The 22,426-nt window shown below is 64.3% G+C and carries 22 protein-coding genes; 10 read left to right on the forward strand and 12 right to left on the reverse strand.

Annotated features, from left to right (window positions below; genetic code table 11):
- Positions 1 to 42 precede the first annotated feature (42 nt).
- From ACFULT_RS20985 to ACFULT_RS21005, 5 genes are all read left to right on the forward strand, one after another.
- Positions 43 to 1,428: a serine hydrolase domain-containing protein gene (locus tag ACFULT_RS20985; protein ID WP_378482318.1), complete on the forward strand. Its 1,386-nt coding sequence runs from the start codon at positions 43 to 45 to the stop codon at positions 1,426 to 1,428.
- Positions 1,429 to 1,578: 150 nt separating this feature from the next.
- Positions 1,579 to 3,813: an NADP-dependent isocitrate dehydrogenase gene (locus ACFULT_RS20990; protein WP_378482319.1), complete on the forward strand. Its 2,235-nt coding sequence runs from the start codon at positions 1,579 to 1,581 to the stop codon at positions 3,811 to 3,813.
- 167 nt (positions 3,814 to 3,980) lie between these two features.
- Positions 3,981 to 4,571: a TetR/AcrR family transcriptional regulator gene (locus ACFULT_RS20995; RefSeq protein ID WP_378482320.1), complete on the forward strand. Its 591-nt coding sequence runs from the start codon at positions 3,981 to 3,983 to the stop codon at positions 4,569 to 4,571.
- A 76-nt stretch (positions 4,572 to 4,647) separates the two neighbouring features.
- Complete coding sequence (locus ACFULT_RS21000) at positions 4,648 to 5,346, forward strand: type 1 glutamine amidotransferase domain-containing protein (protein ID WP_037105068.1); 699 nt, start codon at positions 4,648 to 4,650, stop codon at positions 5,344 to 5,346.
- Positions 5,347 to 5,585: 239 nt separating this feature from the next.
- On the forward strand, positions 5,586 to 6,116 hold the full coding sequence (locus ACFULT_RS21005) for a hypothetical protein (protein WP_378482321.1): 531 nt from the start codon (positions 5,586 to 5,588) through the stop codon (positions 6,114 to 6,116).
- Between the two features lie 97 nt (positions 6,117 to 6,213).
- On the opposite strand, the gene ACFULT_RS21010 is transcribed toward ACFULT_RS21005, so the two are convergent.
- The 3 genes from ACFULT_RS21010 to ACFULT_RS21020 all read right to left on the reverse strand — a co-directional run bounded on the left by ACFULT_RS21010 (position 6,214) and on the right by ACFULT_RS21020 (position 8,764).
- The gene (locus ACFULT_RS21010) at positions 6,214 to 6,771 is read right to left on the reverse strand and encodes a hypothetical protein (RefSeq protein WP_378482322.1); all 558 of its coding nucleotides are present in this window, start codon (positions 6,769 to 6,771) and stop codon (positions 6,214 to 6,216) included.
- 133 nt (positions 6,772 to 6,904) lie between these two features.
- Positions 6,905 to 7,735, reverse strand: coding sequence for an adenylate/guanylate cyclase domain-containing protein (locus ACFULT_RS21015; RefSeq protein WP_378482323.1), 831 nt, complete (start codon positions 7,733 to 7,735; stop codon positions 6,905 to 6,907).
- 27 nt (positions 7,736 to 7,762) lie between these two features.
- Positions 7,763 to 8,764, reverse strand: a complete 1,002-nt coding sequence (locus tag ACFULT_RS21020) for a GlxA family transcriptional regulator (protein ID WP_378482324.1) — start codon at positions 8,762 to 8,764, stop codon at positions 7,763 to 7,765.
- Between the two features lie 124 nt (positions 8,765 to 8,888).
- On the opposite strand from ACFULT_RS21020, the gene ACFULT_RS21025 reads away from it, so the two are divergent.
- A complete protein-coding gene (locus ACFULT_RS21025; RefSeq protein WP_378482325.1) occupies positions 8,889 to 9,521 on the forward strand; it encodes an isochorismatase family protein in 633 nt (210 codons plus the stop codon).
- Positions 9,522 to 9,600: 79 nt separating this feature from the next.
- Here the strand turns inward: ACFULT_RS21025 and ACFULT_RS21030 are convergent, their stop codons facing one another.
- Both ACFULT_RS21030 and ACFULT_RS21035 read right to left on the reverse strand, forming a co-directional pair.
- A complete protein-coding gene (locus ACFULT_RS21030; protein ID WP_378482326.1) occupies positions 9,601 to 10,452 on the reverse strand; it encodes an EamA family transporter in 852 nt (283 codons plus the stop codon).
- Entirely contained in the window at positions 10,449 to 11,321 is an 873-nt protein-coding gene (locus ACFULT_RS21035) for a MurR/RpiR family transcriptional regulator (RefSeq protein ID WP_378482327.1), read from the reverse strand. The genes ACFULT_RS21030 and ACFULT_RS21035 overlap by 4 nt, the downstream gene beginning before the upstream one ends.
- Positions 11,322 to 11,500: 179 nt before the next feature.
- On the opposite strand from ACFULT_RS21035, the gene ACFULT_RS21040 reads away from it, so the two are divergent.
- Genes ACFULT_RS21040 through ACFULT_RS21050 form a run of 3 tightly spaced genes read left to right on the forward strand, consistent with a single transcriptional unit; the run spans position 11,501 to position 14,701 of the window.
- Positions 11,501 to 13,933 carry an AAA family ATPase gene (locus tag ACFULT_RS21040; RefSeq protein ID WP_378482328.1) on the forward strand — a complete coding sequence of 811 codons (2,433 nt, stop codon included), beginning with the start codon at positions 11,501 to 11,503 and terminating at the stop codon, positions 13,931 to 13,933.
- The gene (locus ACFULT_RS21045; protein WP_378482329.1) at positions 13,930 to 14,280 is read left to right on the forward strand and encodes a hypothetical protein; all 351 of its coding nucleotides are present in this window, start codon (positions 13,930 to 13,932) and stop codon (positions 14,278 to 14,280) included. The genes ACFULT_RS21040 and ACFULT_RS21045 overlap by 4 nt, the downstream gene beginning before the upstream one ends.
- Positions 14,281 to 14,320: 40 nt before the next feature.
- Complete coding sequence (locus ACFULT_RS21050; protein WP_378482330.1) at positions 14,321 to 14,701, forward strand: hypothetical protein; 381 nt, start codon at positions 14,321 to 14,323, stop codon at positions 14,699 to 14,701.
- A 20-nt stretch (positions 14,702 to 14,721) separates the two neighbouring features.
- Here the strand turns inward: ACFULT_RS21050 and ACFULT_RS21055 are convergent, their stop codons facing one another.
- Positions 14,722 to 15,066 carry a hypothetical protein gene (locus ACFULT_RS21055; RefSeq protein ID WP_378482331.1) on the reverse strand — a complete coding sequence of 115 codons (345 nt, stop codon included), beginning with the start codon at positions 15,064 to 15,066 and terminating at the stop codon, positions 14,722 to 14,724.
- 231 nt (positions 15,067 to 15,297) lie between these two features.
- Between ACFULT_RS21055 and ACFULT_RS21060 the strand changes: the two genes are divergently transcribed.
- Positions 15,298 to 16,362: a diguanylate cyclase gene (locus ACFULT_RS21060; protein ID WP_378482332.1), complete on the forward strand. Its 1,065-nt coding sequence runs from the start codon at positions 15,298 to 15,300 to the stop codon at positions 16,360 to 16,362.
- Between the two features lie 12 nt (positions 16,363 to 16,374).
- On the opposite strand, the gene ACFULT_RS21065 is transcribed toward ACFULT_RS21060, so the two are convergent.
- The 6 genes from ACFULT_RS21065 to ACFULT_RS21090 form a co-directional block, all read right to left on the reverse strand.
- Complete coding sequence (locus ACFULT_RS21065) at positions 16,375 to 17,148, reverse strand: hypothetical protein (RefSeq protein ID WP_020112777.1); 774 nt, start codon at positions 17,146 to 17,148, stop codon at positions 16,375 to 16,377.
- Positions 17,149 to 17,210: 62 nt separating this feature from the next.
- Positions 17,211 to 18,236, reverse strand: coding sequence for a zinc-binding dehydrogenase (locus ACFULT_RS21070; protein WP_378482333.1), 1,026 nt, complete (start codon positions 18,234 to 18,236; stop codon positions 17,211 to 17,213).
- On the reverse strand, positions 18,212 to 19,795 hold the full coding sequence (gene phnE, locus ACFULT_RS21075; RefSeq protein ID WP_378482334.1) for a phosphonate ABC transporter, permease protein PhnE: 1,584 nt from the start codon (positions 19,793 to 19,795) through the stop codon (positions 18,212 to 18,214). The genes ACFULT_RS21070 and phnE overlap by 25 nt, the downstream gene beginning before the upstream one ends.
- Complete coding sequence (gene phnC, locus ACFULT_RS21080) at positions 19,792 to 20,592, reverse strand: phosphonate ABC transporter ATP-binding protein (RefSeq protein ID WP_378482335.1); 801 nt, start codon at positions 20,590 to 20,592, stop codon at positions 19,792 to 19,794. Before phnC ends, phnE begins: the two co-directional genes overlap by 4 nt.
- Positions 20,593 to 20,594: 2 nt before the next feature.
- Entirely contained in the window at positions 20,595 to 21,563 is a 969-nt protein-coding gene (locus ACFULT_RS21085; RefSeq protein WP_378482336.1) for a phosphate/phosphite/phosphonate ABC transporter substrate-binding protein, read from the reverse strand.
- Between the two features lie 38 nt (positions 21,564 to 21,601).
- Positions 21,602 to 22,321 carry a phosphonatase-like hydrolase gene (locus ACFULT_RS21090; protein WP_378482337.1) on the reverse strand — a complete coding sequence of 240 codons (720 nt, stop codon included), beginning with the start codon at positions 22,319 to 22,321 and terminating at the stop codon, positions 21,602 to 21,604.
- Positions 22,322 to 22,426 lie beyond the last annotated feature (105 nt).

The following is a 22,426-nucleotide window of genomic DNA, read 5'->3' on the forward strand; positions in this document are numbered from 1 at the left end:
AAGATGCGAGGGGCAAACGACTTCGGGTGGGGAGCGAGTGCGGTGACGGTTGTTCGACGTGGGTTCCTGGTGGTTCTGCTCCTCCTGGTGGCCGCCGGTTCGACGATGCTCGCCGATGCGGCTCCGCCGCCCTCACTGCAGCAACAGGTCGAGCGATGGGCCTCGGACATCGGGGCACCGAGTATGGCCGTGCAGATCGTCGATTCCGAGGGACTCGTCGACGACGCCTCGTCGGGACCGGAGGCAGGCGCCCCCTTCGTGTGGGGTTCGGTGTCGAAACAGCTCGCGGCGGCCACCGTACGAGGTCTGGAGACCGACGGCCTTCTTCGGGACGCCACCGTCGTCGTCGACGTCCTGCCGCAGGCCGAGCATCTGCTCGGTGACCCACAGGTCACCGTCGGCGACCTGATACGTCACACCAGTGGGCTACCGCACGACGTCTCCGTCACCGACGACTGGACCCGTCGGGAATCCGCGTCCGACGCCGTCGACTCGATGCAGCAACCGAGCAGCATCGGCCCGCGCGGCACGTTCCGGTACTCGAGCCTCAACTATCTGCTCGTGCAGGCCGTGGTCGAGCAGGTCACCGCTGGGCAGTATGCGGAAGCGATGCGACGGTACGTTCTCGATCCCGCGGGCGCGTCGGGCACCATCACCGATCCCGACGCGTACACCGCGGCCGTCCCGGACGGCCACGTTCCGTTCTTCGGGACCTCCAGGTCGGTGGACGTGGGCGTGGATTCGGCAGGCCTCGGCTATGGATATCTGGCCGGGACGATCGACGATCTCGGCCGGTACGCGTCGTGGCGACTGGGCAACCTGGGTGATCCGGTGGCGACCGACACCGGGCACGGCACGGCGTACGGCGACGGTCTGTACAACGAGGACATCGAGGGCCACGACGTGTGGTGGCACTCGGGTGCGGTGCCCGGCTACTACACCTACGTCGCGTTGGTGCCAGGGGAGGACAGGGCAATCGTGCTGGCCACCAACCGGTATGGCGAGATCGAGGCCGAGCGTGTGGCTTCCGTCGGTAGAAACGTGACGACCCTGGTGCTCGACGGATCCGCGTCGGATCTGCCGTCGTCCATGGCGCCGGCGGTGTTGGGGGTCCTGCTCGGACTCGCGACCGTTCTGTTGGCGGCGTCGGGCTGGTCGGTCGTGCGCGGTACGGGGGAGCGGTCTGCTGTGGGTGCGATCGTTCGGGGCGTCGCCGCTGTCGTGGTGGGAGGGGCGGTGATCGTCGGCGCCGTGATCGGTGTTCCGGCCTTGGCGGGCGGGACGTTGTCGGCGATGTGGTTGTGGGCGCCGGACGTGACCGTTGCGTTCTGGGTGTTGCTCGCGGCGGTCTTCGTCGCCACCGTAGTTGTGGTCATAAAATCCGCGGTCGGGTACCGAAAACTGCGTTCTCGCACTGCCGAGGGGTGACGAGCAGGCCCTGCTCGGCGACGCCGACGGGGCTACCGATGGGTAACTAAGCCGTACCCAACACTGCCCCGCACGGACTCGCGTCGGCAAGTTTAAAGTTGGAGGTGGACGCATCCAAAAGACGACGTTGAAACAGAGGCAAAGGCGAACATGACAGCAAAACAGCCGACCATCATCTACACCCTGACCGACGAGGCGCCGATGTTGGCGACTCACGCGTTTCTGCCGGTCATACGTGCTTTTGCCAGCGCGGCCGAGATCAACGTCGAATCCACTGACATCTCTGTCGCCAGCCGCATCCTCGCCGAGTTCCCCGATTATCTGAACGAAGACCAGCGCGTCACGGACAACCTGGCCGAGCTCGGGCGCCTCACCCAGGACCCCGACACCAACATCATCAAGCTGCCGAACATCAGCGCCTCGGTCCCTCAGTTGCTCGCAGCCATCAAGGAGCTGCAGGACAAGGGCTACGCCATCCCCGATTTCCCGGGCAACCCGAAGACCGACGAAGAGCGCGAGATCCGCGACCGCTACACCAAGTGCCTCGGCAGTGCAGTGAACCCTGTTCTGCGTGAAGGCAACTCGGATCGCCGCGCACCGAAGGCCGTGAAGGAATACGCCCGCAAGCACCCGCACAGCATGGGCGAATGGTCGCCTGCGTCGCGTACGCACGTCGCACACATGCGTCACGGCGACTTCTACCACGGCGAGAAGTCGATGACGGTCGACGGCGACCGCGAGGTGAAGATGGAGCTGCTGACCGAAAGCGGCAAGACCGTCGTCCTCAAGGAGAAGGTGTCGCTGACCGACGGCGACGTCATCGACAGCATGTTCATGAGCAAGAAGGCGCTCATCGAGTTCTACGAAGAGCAGATGGAGGACGCCTACAAGACGGGCATCATGTTCTCCCTGCACGTCAAGGCCACGATGATGCGGGTGTCGCACCCCATCGTCTTCGGACACGCCGTCAAGGTCTTCTACAAGGACGCGTTCGCCAAGCACGGCGAGCTGTTCGAGGAGCTCGGCGTCAACGTCAACAACGGTCTCTCGGATCTCTACAGCAAGATCGAGTCCCTCCCCAGCGCGCAGCGTGAAGAGATCATCGACGATCTGCACAAGTGTCACGAGAAGCGCCCCGAGCTGGCCATGGTCGACTCGGCGCGCGGCATCTCCAACTTCCATTCGCCCAGCGACGTCATCGTCGACGCATCGATGCCCGCGATGATTCGCAGCGGCGGCAAGATGTGGGGCGCGGACGGACGGCCGAAGGACACCAAGGCAGTCAGCCCCGAGTCGACGTTCTTCCGGATCTACCAGGAGATGATCAACTTCTGCAAGACCAACGGGGCGTTCGACCCCACCACGATGGGCACCGTTCCCAACGTCGGTCTGATGGCGCAGAAGGCCGAGGAGTACGGCTCGCACGACAAGACGTTCGAGGTCCCCGAGGGCGGCGTCGCGAACATCACCGACCTGGCGACGGGCGAGGTTCTGCTGACTCAGAACGTAGAAGAGGGCGATATCTGGCGTCTGTGCATCGTCAAGGATGCGCCGATCCGCGACTGGGTTGCACTGGCCGTACGCCGTACCCGTGAGTCCGGCATGCCGGTCGTCTTCTGGCTGGACCCGTACCGCCCGCACGAGAACGAGCTGATCGGCAAGGTGCGCAAGTACCTGAAGGATCACGACACCGAGGGTCTGGACATCCAGATCATGTCGCAGGTCCGCGCCATCCGCTACACGATGGAGCGCCTCATCCGCGGGCTGGACACCATCTCCGCGACGGGCAACATCCTCCGCGACTACCTGACCGACCTGTTCCCGATCCTCGAGCTCGGCACGTCTGCCAAGATGCTCTCCATCGTTCCCTTGATGGCAGGCGGCGGACTGTACGAGACCGGTGCAGGCGGCTCGGCTCCGAAGCACGTCAAGCAGCTCATCGAGGAGAACCACCTCCGGTGGGACTCGCTGGGTGAGTACCTCGCTCTCGCGGTCAGCCTCGAAGACCTCGGCACCAAGACCGGCGGCAAGGCAACGGTTCTCGGCAAGGCACTCGATGCAGCCACCGGAAAGCTGCTCGAGAACAGCAAGGGCCCGTCGCGCTCGACCGGCGAACTCGACAACCGCGGAAGCCAGTTCTACCTCGCTCTGTACTGGGCGGAGGAGCTCGCCGCACAGACCGAGGATGCGGATCTGGCGAAGCACTTCAAGCCACTGGCAAAGGCATTGGCGGAGAACGAAGAGCAGATCGTCAAGGAACTGAACGAGGTACAGGGGCAGGCCGTCGACATCGGCGGATACTACTTCCCCGACCAGGAAGCCACCGCCGCCGTCATGCGTCCGAGCAAGACGCTCAACGAGGCTCTGGCCGGCTTCATCGCCTGACCCCACGTGGGTGGAAATGTAGGCCAGGGCCTACATTTCCACTCACAACGGGTTTCGACATGAACAGCCCGTTCGAGCGGTAACCCTATCTGGCTGTCCGATCGTACGAAGCCATTGAAGCCCCCGACTAGTAGACGACCGGTCTACTAGCGTGTACGGTAAGGGTCATGCCAGAGATCGAAACTACCGATACGCGTGAGGCAATCATTGCGTGCTCTCGGGATCTGATGGCTCGAAAAGGTTACACAGCAGTTGGTTTGAGTCAGATATTGACGGCGGTGCACGCTCCCAAGGGTTCGTTCTACTACCACTTCGCATCGAAGGATGCGCTGGGCGAGGCGATGCTGAAGTCGTACTTCGCGGACTACTTGGCGGACTTCGACGCAATCCTGAGCCGTAAAGATCGGACGTGGGCACAGCGGATCGAGGACTACTTCGAGTCGTGGATCGAATCGCAGAGCAGTTTCGACTGCCAGGGGAAATGTCTGGCGGTCAAGCTGGGTGCGGAGGTGGCGGACTTGTCGGAGTCCATGCGCATCGCGCTGAGGGACGGCATCGCGGCAATCACCGAGAGGATCGAACGTGCCATCCGCGCAGGCGTGGCGGAGGGTTCGGTCTCGTTCGGGGGAGACCCGCGCCTCGTGGCGGCGTCTTTGTACGATCTGTGGCTCGGCGCGAGCGTCACGGCCAAGCTGAGTCGCACTACCGAGTCGATGGACGGTGCGCTGGTGCTGTCGAAAAGCATTCTGGGTATCTGAGCTGCGGTGTGCCTATCGTGCATACCTGTATCCGTTAGTAGACGACCGGTCTACTACAAGAACAAAGGTGGAAAACATGAAGGTTCTGATGGTTTTGACCTCGCACGACACCCTGGGGAGCACTGGCCGCAAGACCGGGTTCTGGCTCGAAGAACTCGCCGCGCCGTACTACCGATTCAAGGACTCGGGCGCGGACATCACGCTGGCATCACCGGCGGGCGGTCAGCCGCCGCTCGATCCCAAGAGCAACGAACCGGATTTCCAGACCGACGACACGCACCGATTCGAAGCCGACGAGGCCGCCGGTGCTCAGCTTGCCGAGACGGTCCTGCTGAACTCCGTCGACGTCACCGACTTCGACGCAGTCTTCTACCCGGGCGGGCACGGACCGCTGTGGGACCTCGCTGAGGATCGTGACTCGATCTCGCTGATCGAAACCGCCCTGCGAAACGACATCCCGGTCGCGTTGGTCTGCCACGCGCCGGGTGTACTGCGGCATGTCACAGGATCCGACGGTAGCGCGCTGGTCAAGGGTCGGACAGTCACTGGATTCACCAACACCGAAGAAGACGGCGTCGGGCTGACCGACATTGTCCCTTTCCTCGTCGAGGACGAGCTCGTCGGGCTGGGCGCTGCCTACAGCAAGGGCGCAGACTGGGAGTCGTACGTCGTTCGCGACGGAATCTTGATCACCGGGCAGAACCCCAACTCCTCGGCCGCCGCTGCGACCGAGCTCCTCGAATTGGTCGACGGACGGGTTTCGGCTGATCGGTGATGCCCTTCGTGGGTGGAAATCCATGGCTCGCTGTGGATTTCCACCCACCTAGGATTCCCCACTCCAGTCAGGGCGCTCTTGCCTCCTGCAGGGACAGCACGAAAGCGACGGTGTCACAACCCCGTCACGAATCGGTGTATGGGTAGACGTGCTGCCGCCCGTTTTGCGAAGGTGTCGTGAGTGGAAATGTAGGCCCTGGCCTACATTTCACTCACGAAAGGGGAGAGGTTATGCGAAAAGTGTTGCGAAGAGCCGTGGTAACGACGGCGTTGTTCGGTTCGCTGGTCCTGGGTGCGGGCACGGCTGCCGCGGCGCCGCAGACCAGCATCACGCCGGTTCCGGTGGTCACCGGCTTTCAGATCGCTCCGGGTGCTGTGCCGGGTGGGTTGTTCCAGACCATTCCGATGAAGACCACCGTCGGAGCAGAGCCTGGTGTCGTGACTATCTCCGCTGCGAACGTCGCTGCGTGGGACCCCCAGTATCCCTATCGGTTCTTGACGGTGCATTGGCGCAATCTAGCTACTGGTGCAACGGGTTCCGAGGGTCTGCGGCACTGGGAGCTGTCGGGTTACGAGAGGCCGCCGTACGATCCGGCGATTCCGAACGGCAACGTTCCGCTCGAGCTCACCGGAGAGGGTTTGCCGACGGAGGTGGTGGCGAAGACGGGTGCAGGGCCGGTTGCCATCGTCGTGACTCATTCGCGCGAATACTGGGGGCCGCCGCGGGTGGACACCCTCATTCCGGGTATCGGTGTGGTGTTGGTGCCCTGACGGCGATTCAGGCGAAAGTCCTCTGGCTCGCTTCCCGCTTGGATGGCGCACCCTGGCTATCCGGCCGTATGGGTGAACCATCCAAGCGATGGAGCCGTCAGTACGCGCGAGCTTCCTGCATGGACAGTACGAACCCGTGTCCACCGCCTGCGTCGCACATCATTGCGTCCTCTCTCGACGTGCAGGTGAAACCGTTGTAGCTGATGGAGTGGTCGTACGGCAGGATCTGGTCGGGGTCGCCGCCGAACACTCCCTGGTTGAAGCAGTTGGGAGTCGCCTTGTTGGGGGACAGGAAGAATCCTTTGGACAATTGGTCGACCGTGAAGGTCGGGTTGGTGCAGTTGGCGCCGTCCGGGACCGGCGCGTCGGCTGCTTGGCATCCCGACGAGAATTCGCCTTCGGTGATGTGGCAGTAGATGTTGCGCGACGGCGACACCCATTCGACTCCGTCGCGGGTCTCCATGGCGAAGTCGGCGGGATCGACGGCGGTGACGGTGGGTGGGACGGCTGTCGTCGGCTGAGACGAGGTTGCCGACGACAGCGAGGGCGCGGCTTCGTCGTTCGTCGTTCCGCATGCGGTCAGCGCGGCGATTGCACACGCGGTGACGAGGGCATGTCGTGCCCGCCGGTATCTCACGTTCACGATTCGCGTCATCGCATGTCCTCACCGGTGGCTGCGGAGTGCAACACTTCCATGCAGAACATCGGGGTGGGTCGACGCGTTGTTAGCGGAGTGCATGTCACGACCCCGTCACGATATGCACGTCGGGTTCGAGATGGTCTGCCTCTCAACCCGCTTCGACGACGTCGGGGGCTGCGGGCAAGGCCGGCAGCTCCACCGGATACAACTCGAAACTGCCTTTCATCCCTTTGAGTTCCACCTCGCGCGGTGTGCCGAGATCGATGTCGTACGCCTTGATCAGTGCGCGACGGACGGGTTCACTGACGAGAATCTCGCCGCCCTCGGCTTGACTGGCGACACGTGCCGCCATGGCGACGTTGAGCCCGAAGAGGTCGTCGCCCCGCCGGACAGAGCTGCCGACGTGAATACCCATGCGCACACGGATGCCGCTCCACTTGTCGGGTTTGGCGCGCAGCGCGTCCTGGACTTGAATTCCGCACCGAACTGCCTGCGCCGCGTCGGAGAACGCGATCATGAACCCGTCGCCCTGATTCTTCACGACGTGGCCGCCGTGCCGCTCGACGTGTGTCGTGATCAGCCGGTTGTGTTTTTCGAGCAACTTCAACCATCCACGATCGCCGAGTTCTTCGTTGCGTGCCGTCGAGCCTTCGATATCCGAGAAGACGACCACCACGTCACCGTCGGCCGTCATCCTGGCGAGGTCCGGGCGTTCGACTTGCGCCCAACCTGCCAGGTCTTCGACCGAGTTGCGCACGGTGGCTCCGAAGCCCTTCTGGATCAGTGAGTCGGCTGTGTTGAAGGTGGTTCGGATTGCGAGCGGGACCAAACCGCGTCGCCGACGCCGGGGCGAGTCCCGGCGTGCGCGTTCGAGGGCCACTCGTGTGTCCTTCAACTTCGTGCGCGAGACGATGAGGAGCACTCCGAGCGCAACGATGACGGCGAGTTCCACGCCGGCTGCCACTATCCACAGGGTCACATGCTCATCTTCGTCGGAGTCGCGCAGTCACGGGCAAGTACCCCGTACTCTTCGCTGCCCGGTCGAGTGATTCGAGCGATCAAGCAGTGGAGCGAACTGCTTACGATAGGCCGTCGGACTCACCCCGAACGCCGACGCGAAGTTCTGGCGGAAGGTCACCGCGCTGCCGAATCCGCATGTGGCAGAAATGCGTTCGATGGTGCGACTGCTCGTCTCCAGCAATGTCCTTGCCTCGTTCAGTCGCTGATCCAGGACCCACTTCGCTGGCGTCGATCCGGTCGCCAGCTGAAATTGTCTGATGAAGTTGCGTCGGCTCATGCGTGCCCGTTGGGCGAGTCGCTCGATGGGCAGGGGCTCGTCGAGTCGGCCGAGGACCCACTCCATCACGTCGGCGATAGCGGTGTCCTCGGCGGCCTTGGGCAGTGGCCGCTCGATGTACTGCGCTTGACCGCCTTCGCGGTGCGGCGCGACGACGAGACTGCGTGCGACGCGCGTGGCCGCTGCAGAACCGAGGTGCTTGCGGACGATGTGGAGGCATGAATCGATCGACGACGCGGTGCCTGCGGAGGTCATGACGTCACCGTGGTCGATGTAGAGGACGGATTCGTCGATGTCGGCCTGGGCGTTGCGTTCGCGGAGATCGCGCATCTTGGTCCAGTGCGTGACGGCCGTGCGGCCGCCGAGCAGTCCGGTGTCGGCCACGGCGAAAGATCCGAGGCACAGGCCTGCGATCTGCGCTCCGCGCGCGTGCGCGGTGCGGAGTTGGTCCGCCAGTGCAGCGCCGATCGGGGGAAGCGTCTCCGGCCACGACGGGACGATGACGATGTCCGCCCAGTCGACGGTGCTCGGGTCCGCGATGTCGCCGAGTGTGTAGCCCTCCGTCGTCAGGATGGATCCCGCACGATCGGACCACAGTTGCGTGTCCCAGTCCGACGCCAGATTCAGCCGTGCCACCTCTCCGAACACCATCAGCGGGGCTGCGAGGTGGAACATCGTGATTCCGTCGAAGGCGTACAGCGCGATCTTCATCGGCCCCCCACGTCGTTTGGCGCTATTTCATCGAAAGTATGCATCCGTGCCACTCGTGCGCACAACCCGTGTCAGCGCAGGATTGGATTCGACGCTGTCGAACGCCCCCGATCAGGAGAAGAACATGACCACACCACGCCGCGCACTCATCGTCATCGACGTCCAGCAGGAATACTTCGAGGGATCGCTGAAGATTCAGTACCCACCTCGTGACGAATCGCTTGCCAACATCGTCAGCGCACTCGACGTTGCTACAGCGCAGAGTCTTCCCGTTGCGATCGTGCAACACGAGATGCCGGAAGGTTCGCCCGCCTTCGTCAAGGGAACACCCACCTACCACCTGCACCCGGTTATCGAGGCCCAGCTTCAGCCGTCATGGAAGCGCGTCGAAAAGAAGTTCAGCAGTGTGTTCGCGGGCACGGACGTCGCCGAGTGGCTGAAATCCGAGGGCGTCGACACCGTCACGATCGTCGGCTACATGACCAACAACTGCGACCTCGCGACGTCGGCGGACACCGAGGTCCTCGGCCTCACCGCAGAGATCCTGTCCGACGCCACCGGCGCGATCAACCTGTCGAACGAGGCCGGAACCGTCTCGGCCGAACAACTGCACACGGCGCTGATGGTGCTCTACCAGTCCAACTTCGCGTCGGTGACGACTACCGCCGACTGGACCGAAGCCGTGAAGTCCGGCCACGCAGTGCCGTCGAGCAATCTGGTGGTCTCGGCCGCACAGGGCAACGAGGCGGTCGCCTAGCTGCGCTGGATGGACGCGACGGACGCAATCGGAGTGGGTGGCGTCGACGCCGTCGTACGACGCGGGACTCTGGGGAGAGTCAAGTTGCTGCGATCAGTACGATCCCGCCGAGTACCACTGCGGAACCAGCTAGGCGCCGTACCGGATTGGCCTCGTGAAACAGCCACCATGCCAGCAGGGAACCGATGACGATCGACGACTCGCGTGCTGGGGCGACGACCGACAGCGGCAAAGTTTTCATGGCAATCAGAACCAGAATGTAGGCAGCGGGGGACAACGCTGCGACGACCGAGACTTCACGCCAGTAGGTTCGGAGCAGCTGCCGAATTTCGGTGCCCTTACCGAGGGCTTTCGGAGTGAGCAGCAGGGACTGCATCGACACTGCCAGAGCGAAATACGTGATCGGGGCGAGGTGCAGTGTGACAACCGAGAAGTGGTCCCACAGCGTGTAGGCAGCAATTGCCGCGCCGGTCGCGGTGCCGAAGAGCACCCCGGTTCGGGTCGAACCACTCTGTCCTCGGCGAAAGCCCGTCACGACGACTATTCCGATCAGGATGACGATGCCGCCGAGCAGTGGAAGGACCCCGGGTCGCTCACCGAGAACAGCGACCGCAACTATCACTGTGATCAACGGTCCCGTACCACGCGCCACCGGGTAGACCACGTTGAGATCGGCACGTGCATAACCGATCTGAAGGGTGATGGAATATGCGATGTGAAGGATGGCAGTGACGAGCGGTCCGAGAACCAGGGCCCACGACGGGGTCCAGTCGCCGAGAACCCACGCGACAGGGAGGCAGAGTAGCGCTGAGGCTGTCATGTACACCCACACGAACAGTGCTGCGTCGCCGGTGAATCGTTTGGCGGCGATGTTCCACACAGCGTGCAGCACTGCGGCCAACCCTACGAACCCCAGGGCTACATTGTTCACCGGTGGTCCGCTGCAGGAGTATCGAAGCCCATCGATTCCGCACGGCGAGTTCTTTCCATGTCTGCCAACGCAACTCCCGCATGTAGCATGTCGACGACGGTGAGATGCGCCAATCGGCTGCTCGACTGAGCGAGCTGCAGATCGAGTTCGGATCCGCCGGCTACCAATACGTGCTCGGCGACGTCGACGAGTGGCGACGCCGTGAAACTCGTGATGGCGACGACGGTCGCGCCCGCATGCCGCGCAGCGTCGGCCACCGCCACGGTCTGCGGAGTGATCCCGGTGTGACTGACGATCAGAAGTACATCCGATGGCCGCAGGAGGCGCGCGACGACGAGCGTCGACAGGTGGTCGACGGGGGCCTGGACCATCAATCCGATCGAGGAGAACCGGAAGGCTGCGTCCGCTGCGACGGCGGCGGACGTTCCGGAACCCGACACCAGGATGCGGCCCGCGCGGTTCACCGCCTCGACGGCGTTCTGCAGTACTGCTCCGTCGAGTGTGCCCCGTACTGCCTCCACGACACTGACATGGCTGGACAGTATGGATTCGACCAATTCGTGTGGAGTTCGAATGTCCGTCAACCGCGGAGGTGGGACGAACATCCCTGCGCCACCGGAGGCTCGAGCCACGGCGAACTTGAGATCGCTGAAACCGGTGAAACCGGCTGCACGTGCGGCGCGCACCACCGTCGCGTTCGACACGCCGGCACGCTCGGCCACTTCGGCGGTGGATGCAGTCTGGACGAATTCTGGTTCGTCGAGAACGGCGCGGATCACCGACGCGTCACTGGCTCGCAGGCTCGGTAGAACGGCCCGCAGTGCGGCCTGGAGGCTCGTCATGTCGAACGGGTGCGTCGGTGGGGTCATCGGGACTCTCCGTGTCGGTGAGCGATCTCCCTGGAAGGTATCAGCGTTTCATACATTGCAACAAATAGGTAACTCGGTTTCCATGCCGTTGCTGGATGTAGTCGAGGTACGTGTGTCGGTCTCGTATGGAACTGTGGGGTCTGGTTCGGGAATCAGACAGACACGACAGGGGAGTGCCGATGACCAAGCCTGACGAGGCCGTGGACAGACCGCTCATGGAGGTCGTCTTCGACGCCATCGACGAGGACCGACATTTGGCCGACGACGCGAAGTACCTGGTGCTCGCGGCACTCGAAGGCGACAAAGCCCTGAGCGATCAGCTCGACGGCGTCACGTTGCTGCAGGCTCGTCGGGCCGCTCACGGTGAGATCGAGGCTGATCCGGTCGGAGCGTTTCTGACGTCCATCGCGGTCGCAGGGTTTCGCGGTATCGGGCCTGAGTCGGAGCTGACGCTGCATCCCGCGCCCGGCATCACCATCGTCAGCGGCCGCAACGGTTCGGGCAAGTCCAGTTTCGCCGAGGCGCTCGAGTTCGCTGTCACCGGAAAGAGCTACCGGTGGGAGAAGAAGGCTGCGTTGTGGAAGGAAACCTGGCAGAACCTACACGAGTCGTCGGAGTGCTTCGTGCGCGTCGGACTCACGGTCGAGGGCTCGGACCCTACCGTCGTCGGCGTCGACTGGGCGAAAGACGCGTCACTCGAAGACAACGCGACGTGGACGCAGGTCGGGAAAGCCAAGCGCATCGCGGGCACCGATGCGTTGGGTTGGAAGTCGGCGGTCGAATTGCATCGCCCGATCCTGTCCTACGACGAAATCGGGGGCTTGATCGAGGACAGCCCGTCGATGTTGTACGACGCGCTCGCGAAACTCCTCGGACTCGAGGAGATCACCGACGCCGAGAAGCGTCTCACCGCAGCACTCAAACTCGCCAGAGTCCCTCGCCAGCAGGTCAAGGGCGAGCTGGCGTCGCTCAAGCGCATCGTCGCGGATTCTGCCGACGAGCGAGCAGCCAAGGCTGCGGCGCTGTTGAAGAAGCGTTCGATCGACGTCGGAGCCGTGGTTGCCCTGGCTACGGGTAGCGACACGGGCAGTGCGCCGGAGCTGGCAGGTCTGCGTGCTGTGACTGCGTTGTCCGTCCCGCTCCACACCCAGGTCGACGTCGTCGTCGGGGCTCTTCGGTCGGCATCGGCGGGCGCGCAGGTGTTGGCGAACGACGCCTTCGACATTGCCGAACGACGCACGGCACTGCTCGGTGCGGCACTCGAACTTCACGGCAAGACCGGCGCATCGGAGTGCCCCGTCTGCACCACCGGGACACTCGACGACGCGTGGGCAGAGTCTGCACAGCGGCGGATCTCCGCGGAGGACGACACGCTGGCGCAGTACAAACAGAGTCGGCGCGACCTGGACCGAGCCCGTCGGGACGCGGCGGCATTGGTCGACGAACTGGCCGACGCCGGGGACGTCGACCTGCCATCGGCGGCGGCGTATCGCGATGCGGTCGCGGCGGTGCGTGCGGCGTCCGAAGCCGATCTCGCCGAACATCTGTCCGTCACGCTTCCTGCGGTGGTGGCGTCGGGTGCGGCGCTGAGGCAGGAAGCTCTCGATGCGATCGAGGCGCGGGAGGACACGTGGGCGCCTATTGCATCGCGGTTGGCGTCGTGGGCGCAGATGGAAAACAAGGCCGCCGAGACCGATGAGGTCGTGGAGACTCTCGATGCCGCCAAGAAGTGGATGACCGCTCATGCGGCCGATCTCCGCAATCAGCGGCTGGCGCCCATCGCGGAGCAGGCGCGCGAGATCTGGGCCGAACTCCGGCAGGAAAGTAACGTCGACATCGGAGCAATCAATCTGGAGGGCAGCAGTACTCGTCGTAAAGCGGTATTGAAGGGGACGGTCGATGGCGCGCCGTCGGAGGCGTTGTCAGTGATGAGTCAGGGCGAGTTGCATGCCCTCGCGCTGGCGTTGTTCATTCCGCGGGCGACGACGCCGAACAGTCCGTTCCGGTTCATCGTGCTCGACGATCCCATCCAGGCAATGGATCCGGCGAAGATCGACGGCTTCATCCGCGTCCTGTCGAGACTGGCCGAGACCCGTCAGGTCGTGGTCTTCTCTCACGACGACCGACTCGCCACCGCCATCCGGCACATGGCCGTCGATGCCAGGTTGGTGGAAGTCACGCGTGAGACCGGCTCGAAGATCTACGTCAAGGAGACGCTCAATCAAGCGAAGCGGTACGTCTCCGACGTCCGTGCGCTCGTGAAAGACGACGGAGTTCCCGACGACGTGAAACGCCGGGTAGCGCCGGGATTGTTCCGGTTGGCACTCGAATCGGCTGCACAGCAATTGTTCTACGCGAATCGGCACAGGGCGGGGGAGAGTCGAGAGGAAACGGAGAAGCGCTGGGGCGAAGTGCACAAGACTCGGCAACGGCTTGCGTTGGCAGTGCACGGCGACGCCGACAAGGATGTGGCCGGGTGGCTCAGCTATCGACCTGAACGGCACCCTACTCTCAGACTCGCCAACGCCGGCGTACACGGTGCAACAGTGACCGTCGATTCGATCGCGGTCGATGACTTGGGCCGAATGGTCGACGGAATGCTGAAGGCATGAGCGCCGTTTCGCTGCGCAACGCGGAGAGATTGCTCGACGGGAGTGTGGGTGCAGCGGGGAGCTCTGCGCGGCTTGCTGCCTTTCTGGCGCGGCAGGCGTTGGAGGACTTGGTCGACGAGCGTTGTCGTGCACTCGGCGTCGATGCACCTGGCGCGAACATGCGGTCGAAGCTGGTCGTTCTTCGGTCCTTGGACACTGCCGAACGCGCAGACGCTGCCGCGATGGCCTGGAACCGGCTCAGCAACGTGTGCCACCACCACGCTTACGAACTGGCGCCCACGGTGTCCGAGGTGCGGCACCTGTGCAGGGTGGTGGCAGTGTTGCTCGAGCCGGGTCCGGTCGCGTGAACTGGTGCTGATGAACCACCGCCCTATTACTCTCGCTACGTTGGGTGCCTGGGTGATCAAGTGCAATCCCGCGTCCACGGATCTTGCGCCAATGGTTGCCTCGGGTAAGGCACACGAATGGTGGTGCGTTGCGGACAACTATCGAACTCGCTTGATGGCCGAGGGCCACCCGGTTCTGTTCTGGGTCAGTGGCCCTCGGCGGCGCGGTGTGTGGGGAGCCGGTCACTTGACCGGTGTTGCGGTGCCGGGCGAGCGGTGGAAGGTGCCCACGGACATCTCGTTGTTCGACGAACCCATTCTTGCGGAGAAACTTTTTCACTTCCCCGAGTTGGAAGTGTTCCGGTCACCTCAGCAGGCCAACCCGTCCTGGATCGATCGTGATGCGTGGTCGAGGATCAGTGAACTTCTTCTCCAGAAGTGATCGACCCGAGAGACCCTTCGTCAGGGCGTGAAGACGTACACCGGCCGGTCCATGTACGTCGCTGACCCCGGGACGAAGAAGAGCCGGTTCAGGGTGACGTGATTGCCCCAGAGATCGGTTTGACTGCAGAAGCCCTGTCCGCGGGCCCATGAGCAGCGGATGGGTTGGGACGTGCCATACGGGCTGATGAGCAAGGAAGCATCGCTGCGAGAACCGTAGGCCGCGGGATCGAGGACACCGACGAACGAGTCGGTCGCGTCCACCGGGCCCGGCAGGTAGTACACGGGGTCTGCTGATGCGGCCGGAGCCGCAACCGCGGCGATACCGACGGCGAGGACGATTGCGGCGAGTATCCGTTTCAACATCGTTGCTCCAGTTGCCGAGGGCACGTTCGGTGATGATTCGTGAATCGCCCGACCGAAAGTGCTCGTTACCTCGGAGTGACGACTCGTGCCTTCAGTGCACTGCACCGTGGTCGCTCGAGGCGGACAACTCTGGTTGACTGGTTCACGTCACTGCGGGCACGAGGGGTCGGCTCGGTAACGTTCCGGGCTGCGGTGATCCATGGGATCTGCAAGAGGGCGTGCCTGAGGACGATGCGACAGTTTTTGCGATGGTGGTATCACCCCGCCGACTACGACTGGACCGTCGCGTATCACCGACGGGATCCGCTTCTTCGCAATGCCAACTGGGCGGTGTCGTCGTGGTGCGGACTGTATGCAGTGCTCTGCGTGCTGGCGGCGCACACGCCTGCCGGTGTGCCAGATGGGAACGGGCGGGTGATCGCGTATTCGCTCGCGGCGACCGCAACGGTCATCGCCCTGGTGTGGCTCCGCCGGTCCTGGCTTTCGCGGACGATGTCGCGAGTGTTCGTCGGCTATCTCGAAATCGGTGCTGTCGTGCTGCTCCTGTCGTTGCGGGATCCGTTCGTGGCTTTGCCGTGCGCGGCTGCTCTGGGAGTCATCGGCAGCTACATCGTCACGTTCCACAGCCCGAAGCTGTTCGTCGCTCATCAAGTTCTGTCGGTCACCACGGTCGGGATCTTGTTCACCGAAGCGGTGACGTCGCCGGATGCCGATGTGGTGCTGGCGTGTGCGTACCTCGTGGTCCTGACGCTCGTGCTGTTTTCGGCGCCAATCCTCGCGCACATGCTTTTGCTGTTGCTTCGGCGTGATGCTGCGTCCGCGTTCTACGACCCGCTGACCGGTCTGTTGAATCGGCGTGGGTTCGATTCCGTGTTCGCCGAGCGCGTGCGGGGCCCTGGTTCCCTGATGATCGTCGATCTCGACGATTTCAAAGGCATCAACGACAGCTACGGGCATGCTCACGGCGACATGGTGCTCAGAGACATCGCGAGCACCCTGTACGCGGAGTTCCCGGCGCCTGCACTGTCGGCGCGGATCGGGGGAGAGGAATTTCTGATCCTGGTCGAGGCGGAAGACGCCGAGGCGCTCGCGCGGGCACAGCGGCTCCTCGTCCACCTGGACAAGGGACGAGCGGGCAGCACGACGGTGAGCATCGGTGTTGCACGGCTGCCGGCCCGCTCGTCGGTCGAGGATCTCTGGCGTGCCTGCGACAGGGCCGACGCCGCGATGTACACGGCCAAGAAGGCCGGCGGAAACTCCATTCACGTCGACGACACTCGACCGACCGATCTGTGACGCGGGTGGACCTCAGAACAGAGTTGGCTCCGCGTATCGGCCTTCGCGCGCCTCTCGCCGACGGGCGTTCCACCGTTCGACGAGCCACATCTCCACCAGCTCGGGGCGGGTACCGATGTCCGACGCCCAGCGGGTGAGCAGTTCGACGTAGCGCTCGTACCGCTTGCGGGTGAATCCGGTGACCGCGGGATCCTCCAGCCACCCCTCGTGGATGAGCGTCGAGACGCCGTACTGGTCGATGAGCTGAGCCTTGCCGCGCTCGACGGACGTCTCGGTGGCCCACAGGAACGTGGCCATCAATGACATTCCGACACCGGGTGTATCCGGCCAGCCGGACCACGAGCCGCCTGGTAGCTCGGGAACGATGCGGTCTCGAATGCACCGGTCCAGGACGGCCCGGGTTTTCGCGAACGGGTCTTCGTCCGGCCGGCTGAGGTGCGGGTTCTGGACGTCGGGAAAACGTCGTTTCGATTTGCGGTTCCTGTGCCCACCCTGCCACGCCGCGCACAAGAACAGCAGACCGAGCGACGGCTGATCGCCCACGACGAGGGCGGTGCCGACGCGTAGATCGTTGCGCTGCACGATGGCCGAACCGTCGCTGACGACGGCGCCGTCGAGGTCGCGTCCGCGCAGGCGGATGTCATGGCCCGCGTTGCGGAGATGCAGGTTCCACCAATCGAGATCCACCTCGACCCCGTCGTCGAGAACCTGCAACTCGTAGCTGCGCAACTGGCACCACTGAACACAGGCCTTCGGCGGTGTGAATCCGTCGTCGAGTTGTGACATGCCGATATCTTGGCACCGGGCACCGACACGTTCGATCGACGCCGGGAGCCGCACCGCCGACCTCAGGAAGCGCCGGGAGCGACGGATGCTCGGAGTATGCCCGGTCGCGTCGGGACGAGGACGCGTGCGAGGTCCGTGAGGGGTACCGGGGCGTCGACCAGTTCGGCCCAGGGGTACCGATCACCGGTCGTATGCAGGAAGTCGACGGCCTGGGTCAGGTGGTGTGGCTCGTAGTTGTGCACGCCGGTGATGGTCAACCATCCGCGCACGACGCGTTCGGGGTCGACGCTGATCGGTGGGCCGGGGGTGACCGATCCGGCCAGAACGAGTCGCCCACCGGTGTCGAGTCTTCCGAGCGCAGCTTGGACCGCTGCCGCGGCGCCGGTGAAGTCGATTGCCACGTCCACCGACTGATCGTCGTCGTCGATGGCGCCGAAGGCACGGGCGTGACTTTGCCGCTGAGGATTGTGATCGACGACGAACACGCTCACTGCACCTCGATGAGCCGACGCGGCGGCCGCGGTGATGCCGAGCATTCCCGCGCCGTAGATCAGCACCCGTCGGCCGACCAGGTCGCCCGCGGCCTGGAGCGCCGCCATCACGGTCGCCGTCGCGCATGCCGCGGGCGCGGCCACGGCGTCGGGCATCGTCTCGGGTACGGGCGCGATCGCGGTGCCCTTCGGCAAGACGATGTGCCGGGCGTAGGAACCGCTCAGAGCCCATTCGCCGACGGCGGATTCGTGCCCCACCTTGCGTACGTCGACGCACTTCGCGGTGAATCCCGACGCGCACCGCGCGCATCGTCCGCAGGGCACGGTCACCGACCACACCACCCGGTCACCGACCGAGGCCGACGCGTCGTCGCCTACCGCAACCACCGTCCCGACGGCCTCGTGCCCCAGAACGGACGGGCACGCCGCGGGGCGTCGACCCGTCACCGTGTGCAGGTCGCTCCCACACACGGTGGCGAGGGCGACCTCCACCAGAACGTCTCCCGACGTGAGTTCCGGGATCTCGAGGGTCTGTATGTCGATGCCGTCGGGCGTCCATACCGCTGCCTGCGTCAGACGAGGAGTGACCTGATCCATCCGGAAATCCTTTCGACTGCGTAGACGACGACGAAGATGACGAGGACGATGGCGCCTGCCACGTCGAAGTTGAGTGTGCGTATCGACTCGAACAACAGGAATCCGATTCCGCCTGCACCGACGATTCCGAGGATGGTCGAGGTGCGGATGTTGACGTCGAGCAGATACAGGCTCGATCCGACGATCGACGGAACTGCCTGCGGCACGACTGCATTGACGATCTTGTTCCACCAGCCACCGCCGACGGACGATACCGCTTCGAGCGGACCGGAGTCGATCTCCTCGACCGCGTCGGCGACGAGCTTTCCGAGGAACCCGACGGAGCCGATCGCGAGCGCGCACGTGCCGGCAACCGGGCCCAGGCCGAGCGCTGCGACGAACACGACCGCAAGGATGAGCTCCGGTACGGCGCGGACCAGCAGGATCCATGATCTGGCCAGCCAGTACACCACCGGATGAGGAGTGACGTTGCGTGCGGCGAGGATGCCGACCGGGATGGACAGAACGATGCCGATGGCGGTGGCGACGATGCCGATCGCGATGGTCTGCACGGTGGCGTCGACGAGATCTGCACCGAGAGAGGAGAAGTCCGGTGGGACCATGCGGCCGAACACCTCGATCGACGGCCCGATCCAGGTGAACAACGACCTGGGGTCGAGTTCCAGGACGACGAAGGACGCAATAGTGGTGACGATCAGAACGGCCGACGCGCCCATCTTCATGGCGCGATCGCGAGCGGGTCCCGCCGCCGACGGGACGAGCAGCATTCGCCGCAAAAGGATGGCAGCCAACTCCATCGCCGCGATGATGGCGAGGATCACGAGAACGATGCCGAGTGCACGGGGATAGATCAACCCGCGCAGGGCGTCCTGCAGAGCAAAACCGATACCGCCCGCGCCGACGAATCCCAGCACGACGGACATCCTGAGGTTGATGTCGATCCGGTAGACGAACGCTGCGATCCATGCGGGAATGACCTGCGGTACAACAGCATTGATCATCTCTCGGACGTAGCCGACGCCGGTGGCGCGCACGGCTTCGCGTGGTCCGCCGTCGGCCTCCTCGATGGCGTCGGCGAACAGCTTGCCGAGCATGCCGATCGAATGCAGTGCGAGGGCGAGAATGCCCGGCAACACACCGATTCCGAGGGCGCGGACGAACAGGACGGCGAACAGCAGGTCGGGCATCGCGCGGCAGAAGGTGATGATCGCGCGCGCCACGCTGTAGACGATCGGGTGCGGCGTCGTGTTGCGTGCCGCGAGGAACGCCAGTGGTACGGAGACGATCGCGGCCAGAACGGTGCCGAGCACTGCCATCAACAGGGTGTCGAAGGCGAGCGAGACGATCCGGCCGGTGTCGTCGACGCGGGGTGGGAGCATCCGGCCGAGCAGTCGTTGCACGTCTTCGAGCCCGTCGACGAGCGCGGCGGGTGCGAAATCGATGTAGCCGGCGGACAAGAGCGTCAGCACGACCGCGATCGCGCCGAGTGACGGCAGAAGCCACCGCCGTCGGGACTCGGTCTGTGGGGGTTCGGTTTTCGGTTCCAGGGTGATGGTCACCGCTTCGCCGCCGAGCGTGTGTCTTCCTCCGGTGCGATCCGCTGGTAGATCGGCATGATGTCCTCTCGTGCCAGTCCTGCGGCCGGTCGATCGAGAACGATTTCGCCGTCGCGCAGCCCGACGAGTCGGTGTGCCCACCCGAGCGCGAGGTCGACCTGGTGCAGGGTGCACACCACCGTCAGCTTCTCCTCGGTGCAGACGCGTTGTAGCAGGTCCATGACGATTCCGGCGTTCTCCGGGTCGAGCGATGCGACGGGTTCGTCGGCGAGGACGATGCTCGGCCGCTGCATCAGCGTGCGAGCGATGGCGACGCGTTGCTGCTGACCGCCGGAGAGAGTGTCGGCGCGGCGTTCGGCGAAGTCGGCGAGCCCGACGCGGTCGAGGCACCGAAGTGCCTCGGCGCGCATCGCTTTGGGATAGGTCACTGCGCCGTAGCGTGGAACGGCCAGTCGCCCGAGGCCTCCGACGAGAACGTTCTCGAGGCAGCTCAGACGTCCGACGAGGTTGAAGTGTTGGAAGATGAAGCCGACCTTCTTGCGGAGGTCGCGCACCGACCGTCGCGACGCCAGGTCGACTCGGGTGTCGAGGGCGGTGATGTTTCCCGACGTGATGGGATGCAGACCGTTGATGCAGCGCAGCAGAGTGGACTTCCCGGACCCCGAAAGGCCCAATAGCACCAGCATTTCTCCGCGGTGGACGTCGAGGTTGACGTTCTTCAGTGCGGTCGTGGTCCCGAACTTCTTGGTGACGTCGTGTGCGCTGACGACGATGTCCTTGCGCTCGATCAGGGGAGACATGGTCAGCCCTGGCACTTCTCGGAGCCGGTCACGTCGCAGACGTGGCGGACGCCGTCGTAGTCGCTGTCCTGGGCGGGCACGACGCCCCAGGCGTCTTCGTCGGTGATGCGGCATTCCTCGGAGCAGATGCCGTCGGCGATGAAGGCGTCGGAGTTCGTGCCCTCGCTGAAGATCGTTTTCAGCTTGTCGATCGCCTCGGTGCCGAGGTCGTTGTTGGCGGCGAACAGGGATCCGGCGATCGTCTCGGACTTCCACACCGTCTTCAGTTCACCGGGTGCGAGTTCGCCGTTGTCGATCATCGTCCGGTCGACCATGGTGTCGAACGCGAATCCGGCGTCGCAGTCGCCTGCTTTGACGGCGAGCGCCGATGCGTCGTGACCACCCGCGTAGATCGGCGTGACGCCTGCGGAGATGTCGCCCTCGGATCCCGAGGCGACGACGCCTTCCTCGATGAGGCCCGCAGACGGGTACAGGTATCCCGATGTGGAACTCGGGTCGACGAAGCACACCTTCTTGCCCGCGTAATCGGCGAGGGAGTTGACGGACGCGTTGTCCGAGCGTGTGATTCCGTAGGACTGGTATCCGGGTGGGGTTCCTTCGTCCTGGACGACGGCGCCCAGCGGCGTCATCTCGGCACCGTTGATTCCGGCGACCACGTAGGCGAACGGTCCGAAGAACGCGAGGTCGACGTTGCCGGCGATCAGGCCTTCGACGACGCCTGCATAGTCCGAGGCTTGCACGAACTCGACGGTGGCGCCCGTCTCGCGCTGGAGGCGCTCGATCACCGGGTCGTAGCTGGCCCGCAGGTCGGTGGAGTTCTCGGCGGGAATGGCTGCCAGCGTGATGGTTTCGGGAAAGCCCTGCTCGTTGGTGGCGTCGGCGCCGGAGCTGGAGCAGCCGGCGGCGACGAGGGCCGTCACCGAACAGATTGCGGCGGCGATGCCGGCGCGGCGGGAAGCGAGAGTGATCATGGCGGTGATGTCCGTTCTCGAGGTCTGTGTGGAGAGGGTCAGTGCAGGAGAAGAGCAGGGAGATCGGCGACGCTGGGGAGTACGTGCGTGGGATTGGCGGCGCGCAGTTGGTCTTCCGAGTGCGCGCCGGTGAGGACGCCGACGAGCACCGAGGCGCCTGCACGTCGTCCGGAGTCGATGTCGTTGGAGGTGTCACCGACGATGGTCACGGCCGTCATGTCGCTGACCTGCGCGCGTAGTGCGGCAGTCAACACCAGATCCGGAAACGGACGGCCGCGGCCGGCGTCACCGGGCGCCAGGTACGCGTCGGCGATGTTCTTCCAGCCGAGCGTGTCGAGGATGCGCTCCTGAGTTGCCGGCGAGAAGCCTGTTGTGAGAATGACTTTGGTGCCGGCGTCTCGTAGTCGTGTGATGGCGTCGGCTGCTCCGGCGATGGCGGTCACGCCGCTGTCGATCCGTGCGTCGTAGGCGGCTTCGAACGCGGAATTCGCAGCCTGGGCGCGGTCTTCGTCGCCGAACAGTGCGCGGAACACCTCGATTTTGGACTGGCCCATGGTGTCGAGGACGTATCGGCGCGCGTCCTCGCGTTCGGGGCCGGTTTCGGGGAGGCTCACCGAGGTCGCGGCGGCGTCGAACGACGCGAGGACCAGGCCGTCGTCGGACACGGTGGTGCCTGCCATATCCATGACGACGAGCTCGACGGGGAGGGTGCGTTCGGTGGCCGACGGTAGGTGGGCGAGGCTGGTGGCGTTGGGCATGAGGGAAACGATGTCGTTTGGTATAGACCAATGCGTGTTGCTGGCATGAACGGAACGTGAACGACTCTCGACAACTTAGGTCTAGACCAATTGCTGCTATGGTCA

Origin of the sequence: Rhodococcus sp. NPDC057297, from assembly GCF_042667435.1 — a bacterium.
In the GTDB taxonomy this organism is placed as follows: Bacteria; Actinomycetota; Actinomycetes; order Mycobacteriales; family Mycobacteriaceae; genus Rhodococcoides.

Excerpts from the sequence above, each read along its gene's own strand:
- ACFULT_RS21055 (WP_378482331.1), bottom strand. The coding sequence starts at position 15,066 with ATGTTGAAACGGATACTCGCCGCAATCGTCCTCGCCGTCGGTATCGCC.
- ACFULT_RS21060 (WP_378482332.1), top strand. The coding sequence starts at position 15,298 with ATGCGACAGTTTTTGCGATGGTGGTATCACCCCGCCGACTACGACTGG.
- ACFULT_RS20990 (WP_378482319.1), top strand. The coding sequence starts at position 1,579 with ATGACAGCAAAACAGCCGACCATCATCTACACCCTGACCGACGAGGCG.
- ACFULT_RS20995 (WP_378482320.1), top strand. The coding sequence starts at position 3,981 with ATGCCAGAGATCGAAACTACCGATACGCGTGAGGCAATCATTGCGTGC.
- ACFULT_RS21040 (WP_378482328.1), top strand. The coding sequence starts at position 11,501 with ATGACCAAGCCTGACGAGGCCGTGGACAGACCGCTCATGGAGGTCGTC.
- phnC (WP_378482335.1), bottom strand. The coding sequence starts at position 20,592 with ATGTCTCCCCTGATCGAGCGCAAGGACATCGTCGTCAGCGCACACGAC.
- ACFULT_RS21010 (WP_378482322.1), bottom strand. The coding sequence starts at position 6,771 with ATGACGCGAATCGTGAACGTGAGATACCGGCGGGCACGACATGCCCTC.
- ACFULT_RS21045 (WP_378482329.1), top strand. The coding sequence starts at position 13,930 with ATGAGCGCCGTTTCGCTGCGCAACGCGGAGAGATTGCTCGACGGGAGT.
- ACFULT_RS21035 (WP_378482327.1), bottom strand. The coding sequence starts at position 11,321 with ATGACCCCACCGACGCACCCGTTCGACATGACGAGCCTCCAGGCCGCA.
- ACFULT_RS21020 (WP_378482324.1), bottom strand. The coding sequence starts at position 8,764 with ATGAAGATCGCGCTGTACGCCTTCGACGGAATCACGATGTTCCACCTC.
- ACFULT_RS21085 (WP_378482336.1), bottom strand. The coding sequence starts at position 21,563 with ATGATCACTCTCGCTTCCCGCCGCGCCGGCATCGCCGCCGCAATCTGT.
- ACFULT_RS21000 (WP_037105068.1), top strand. The coding sequence starts at position 4,648 with ATGAAGGTTCTGATGGTTTTGACCTCGCACGACACCCTGGGGAGCACT.
- ACFULT_RS21070 (WP_378482333.1), bottom strand. The coding sequence starts at position 18,236 with ATGGATCAGGTCACTCCTCGTCTGACGCAGGCAGCGGTATGGACGCCC.
- ACFULT_RS21090 (WP_378482337.1), bottom strand. The coding sequence starts at position 22,321 with ATGCCCAACGCCACCAGCCTCGCCCACCTACCGTCGGCCACCGAACGC.
- ACFULT_RS21065 (WP_020112777.1), bottom strand. The coding sequence starts at position 17,148 with ATGTCACAACTCGACGACGGATTCACACCGCCGAAGGCCTGTGTTCAG.
- ACFULT_RS21025 (WP_378482325.1), top strand. The coding sequence starts at position 8,889 with ATGACCACACCACGCCGCGCACTCATCGTCATCGACGTCCAGCAGGAA.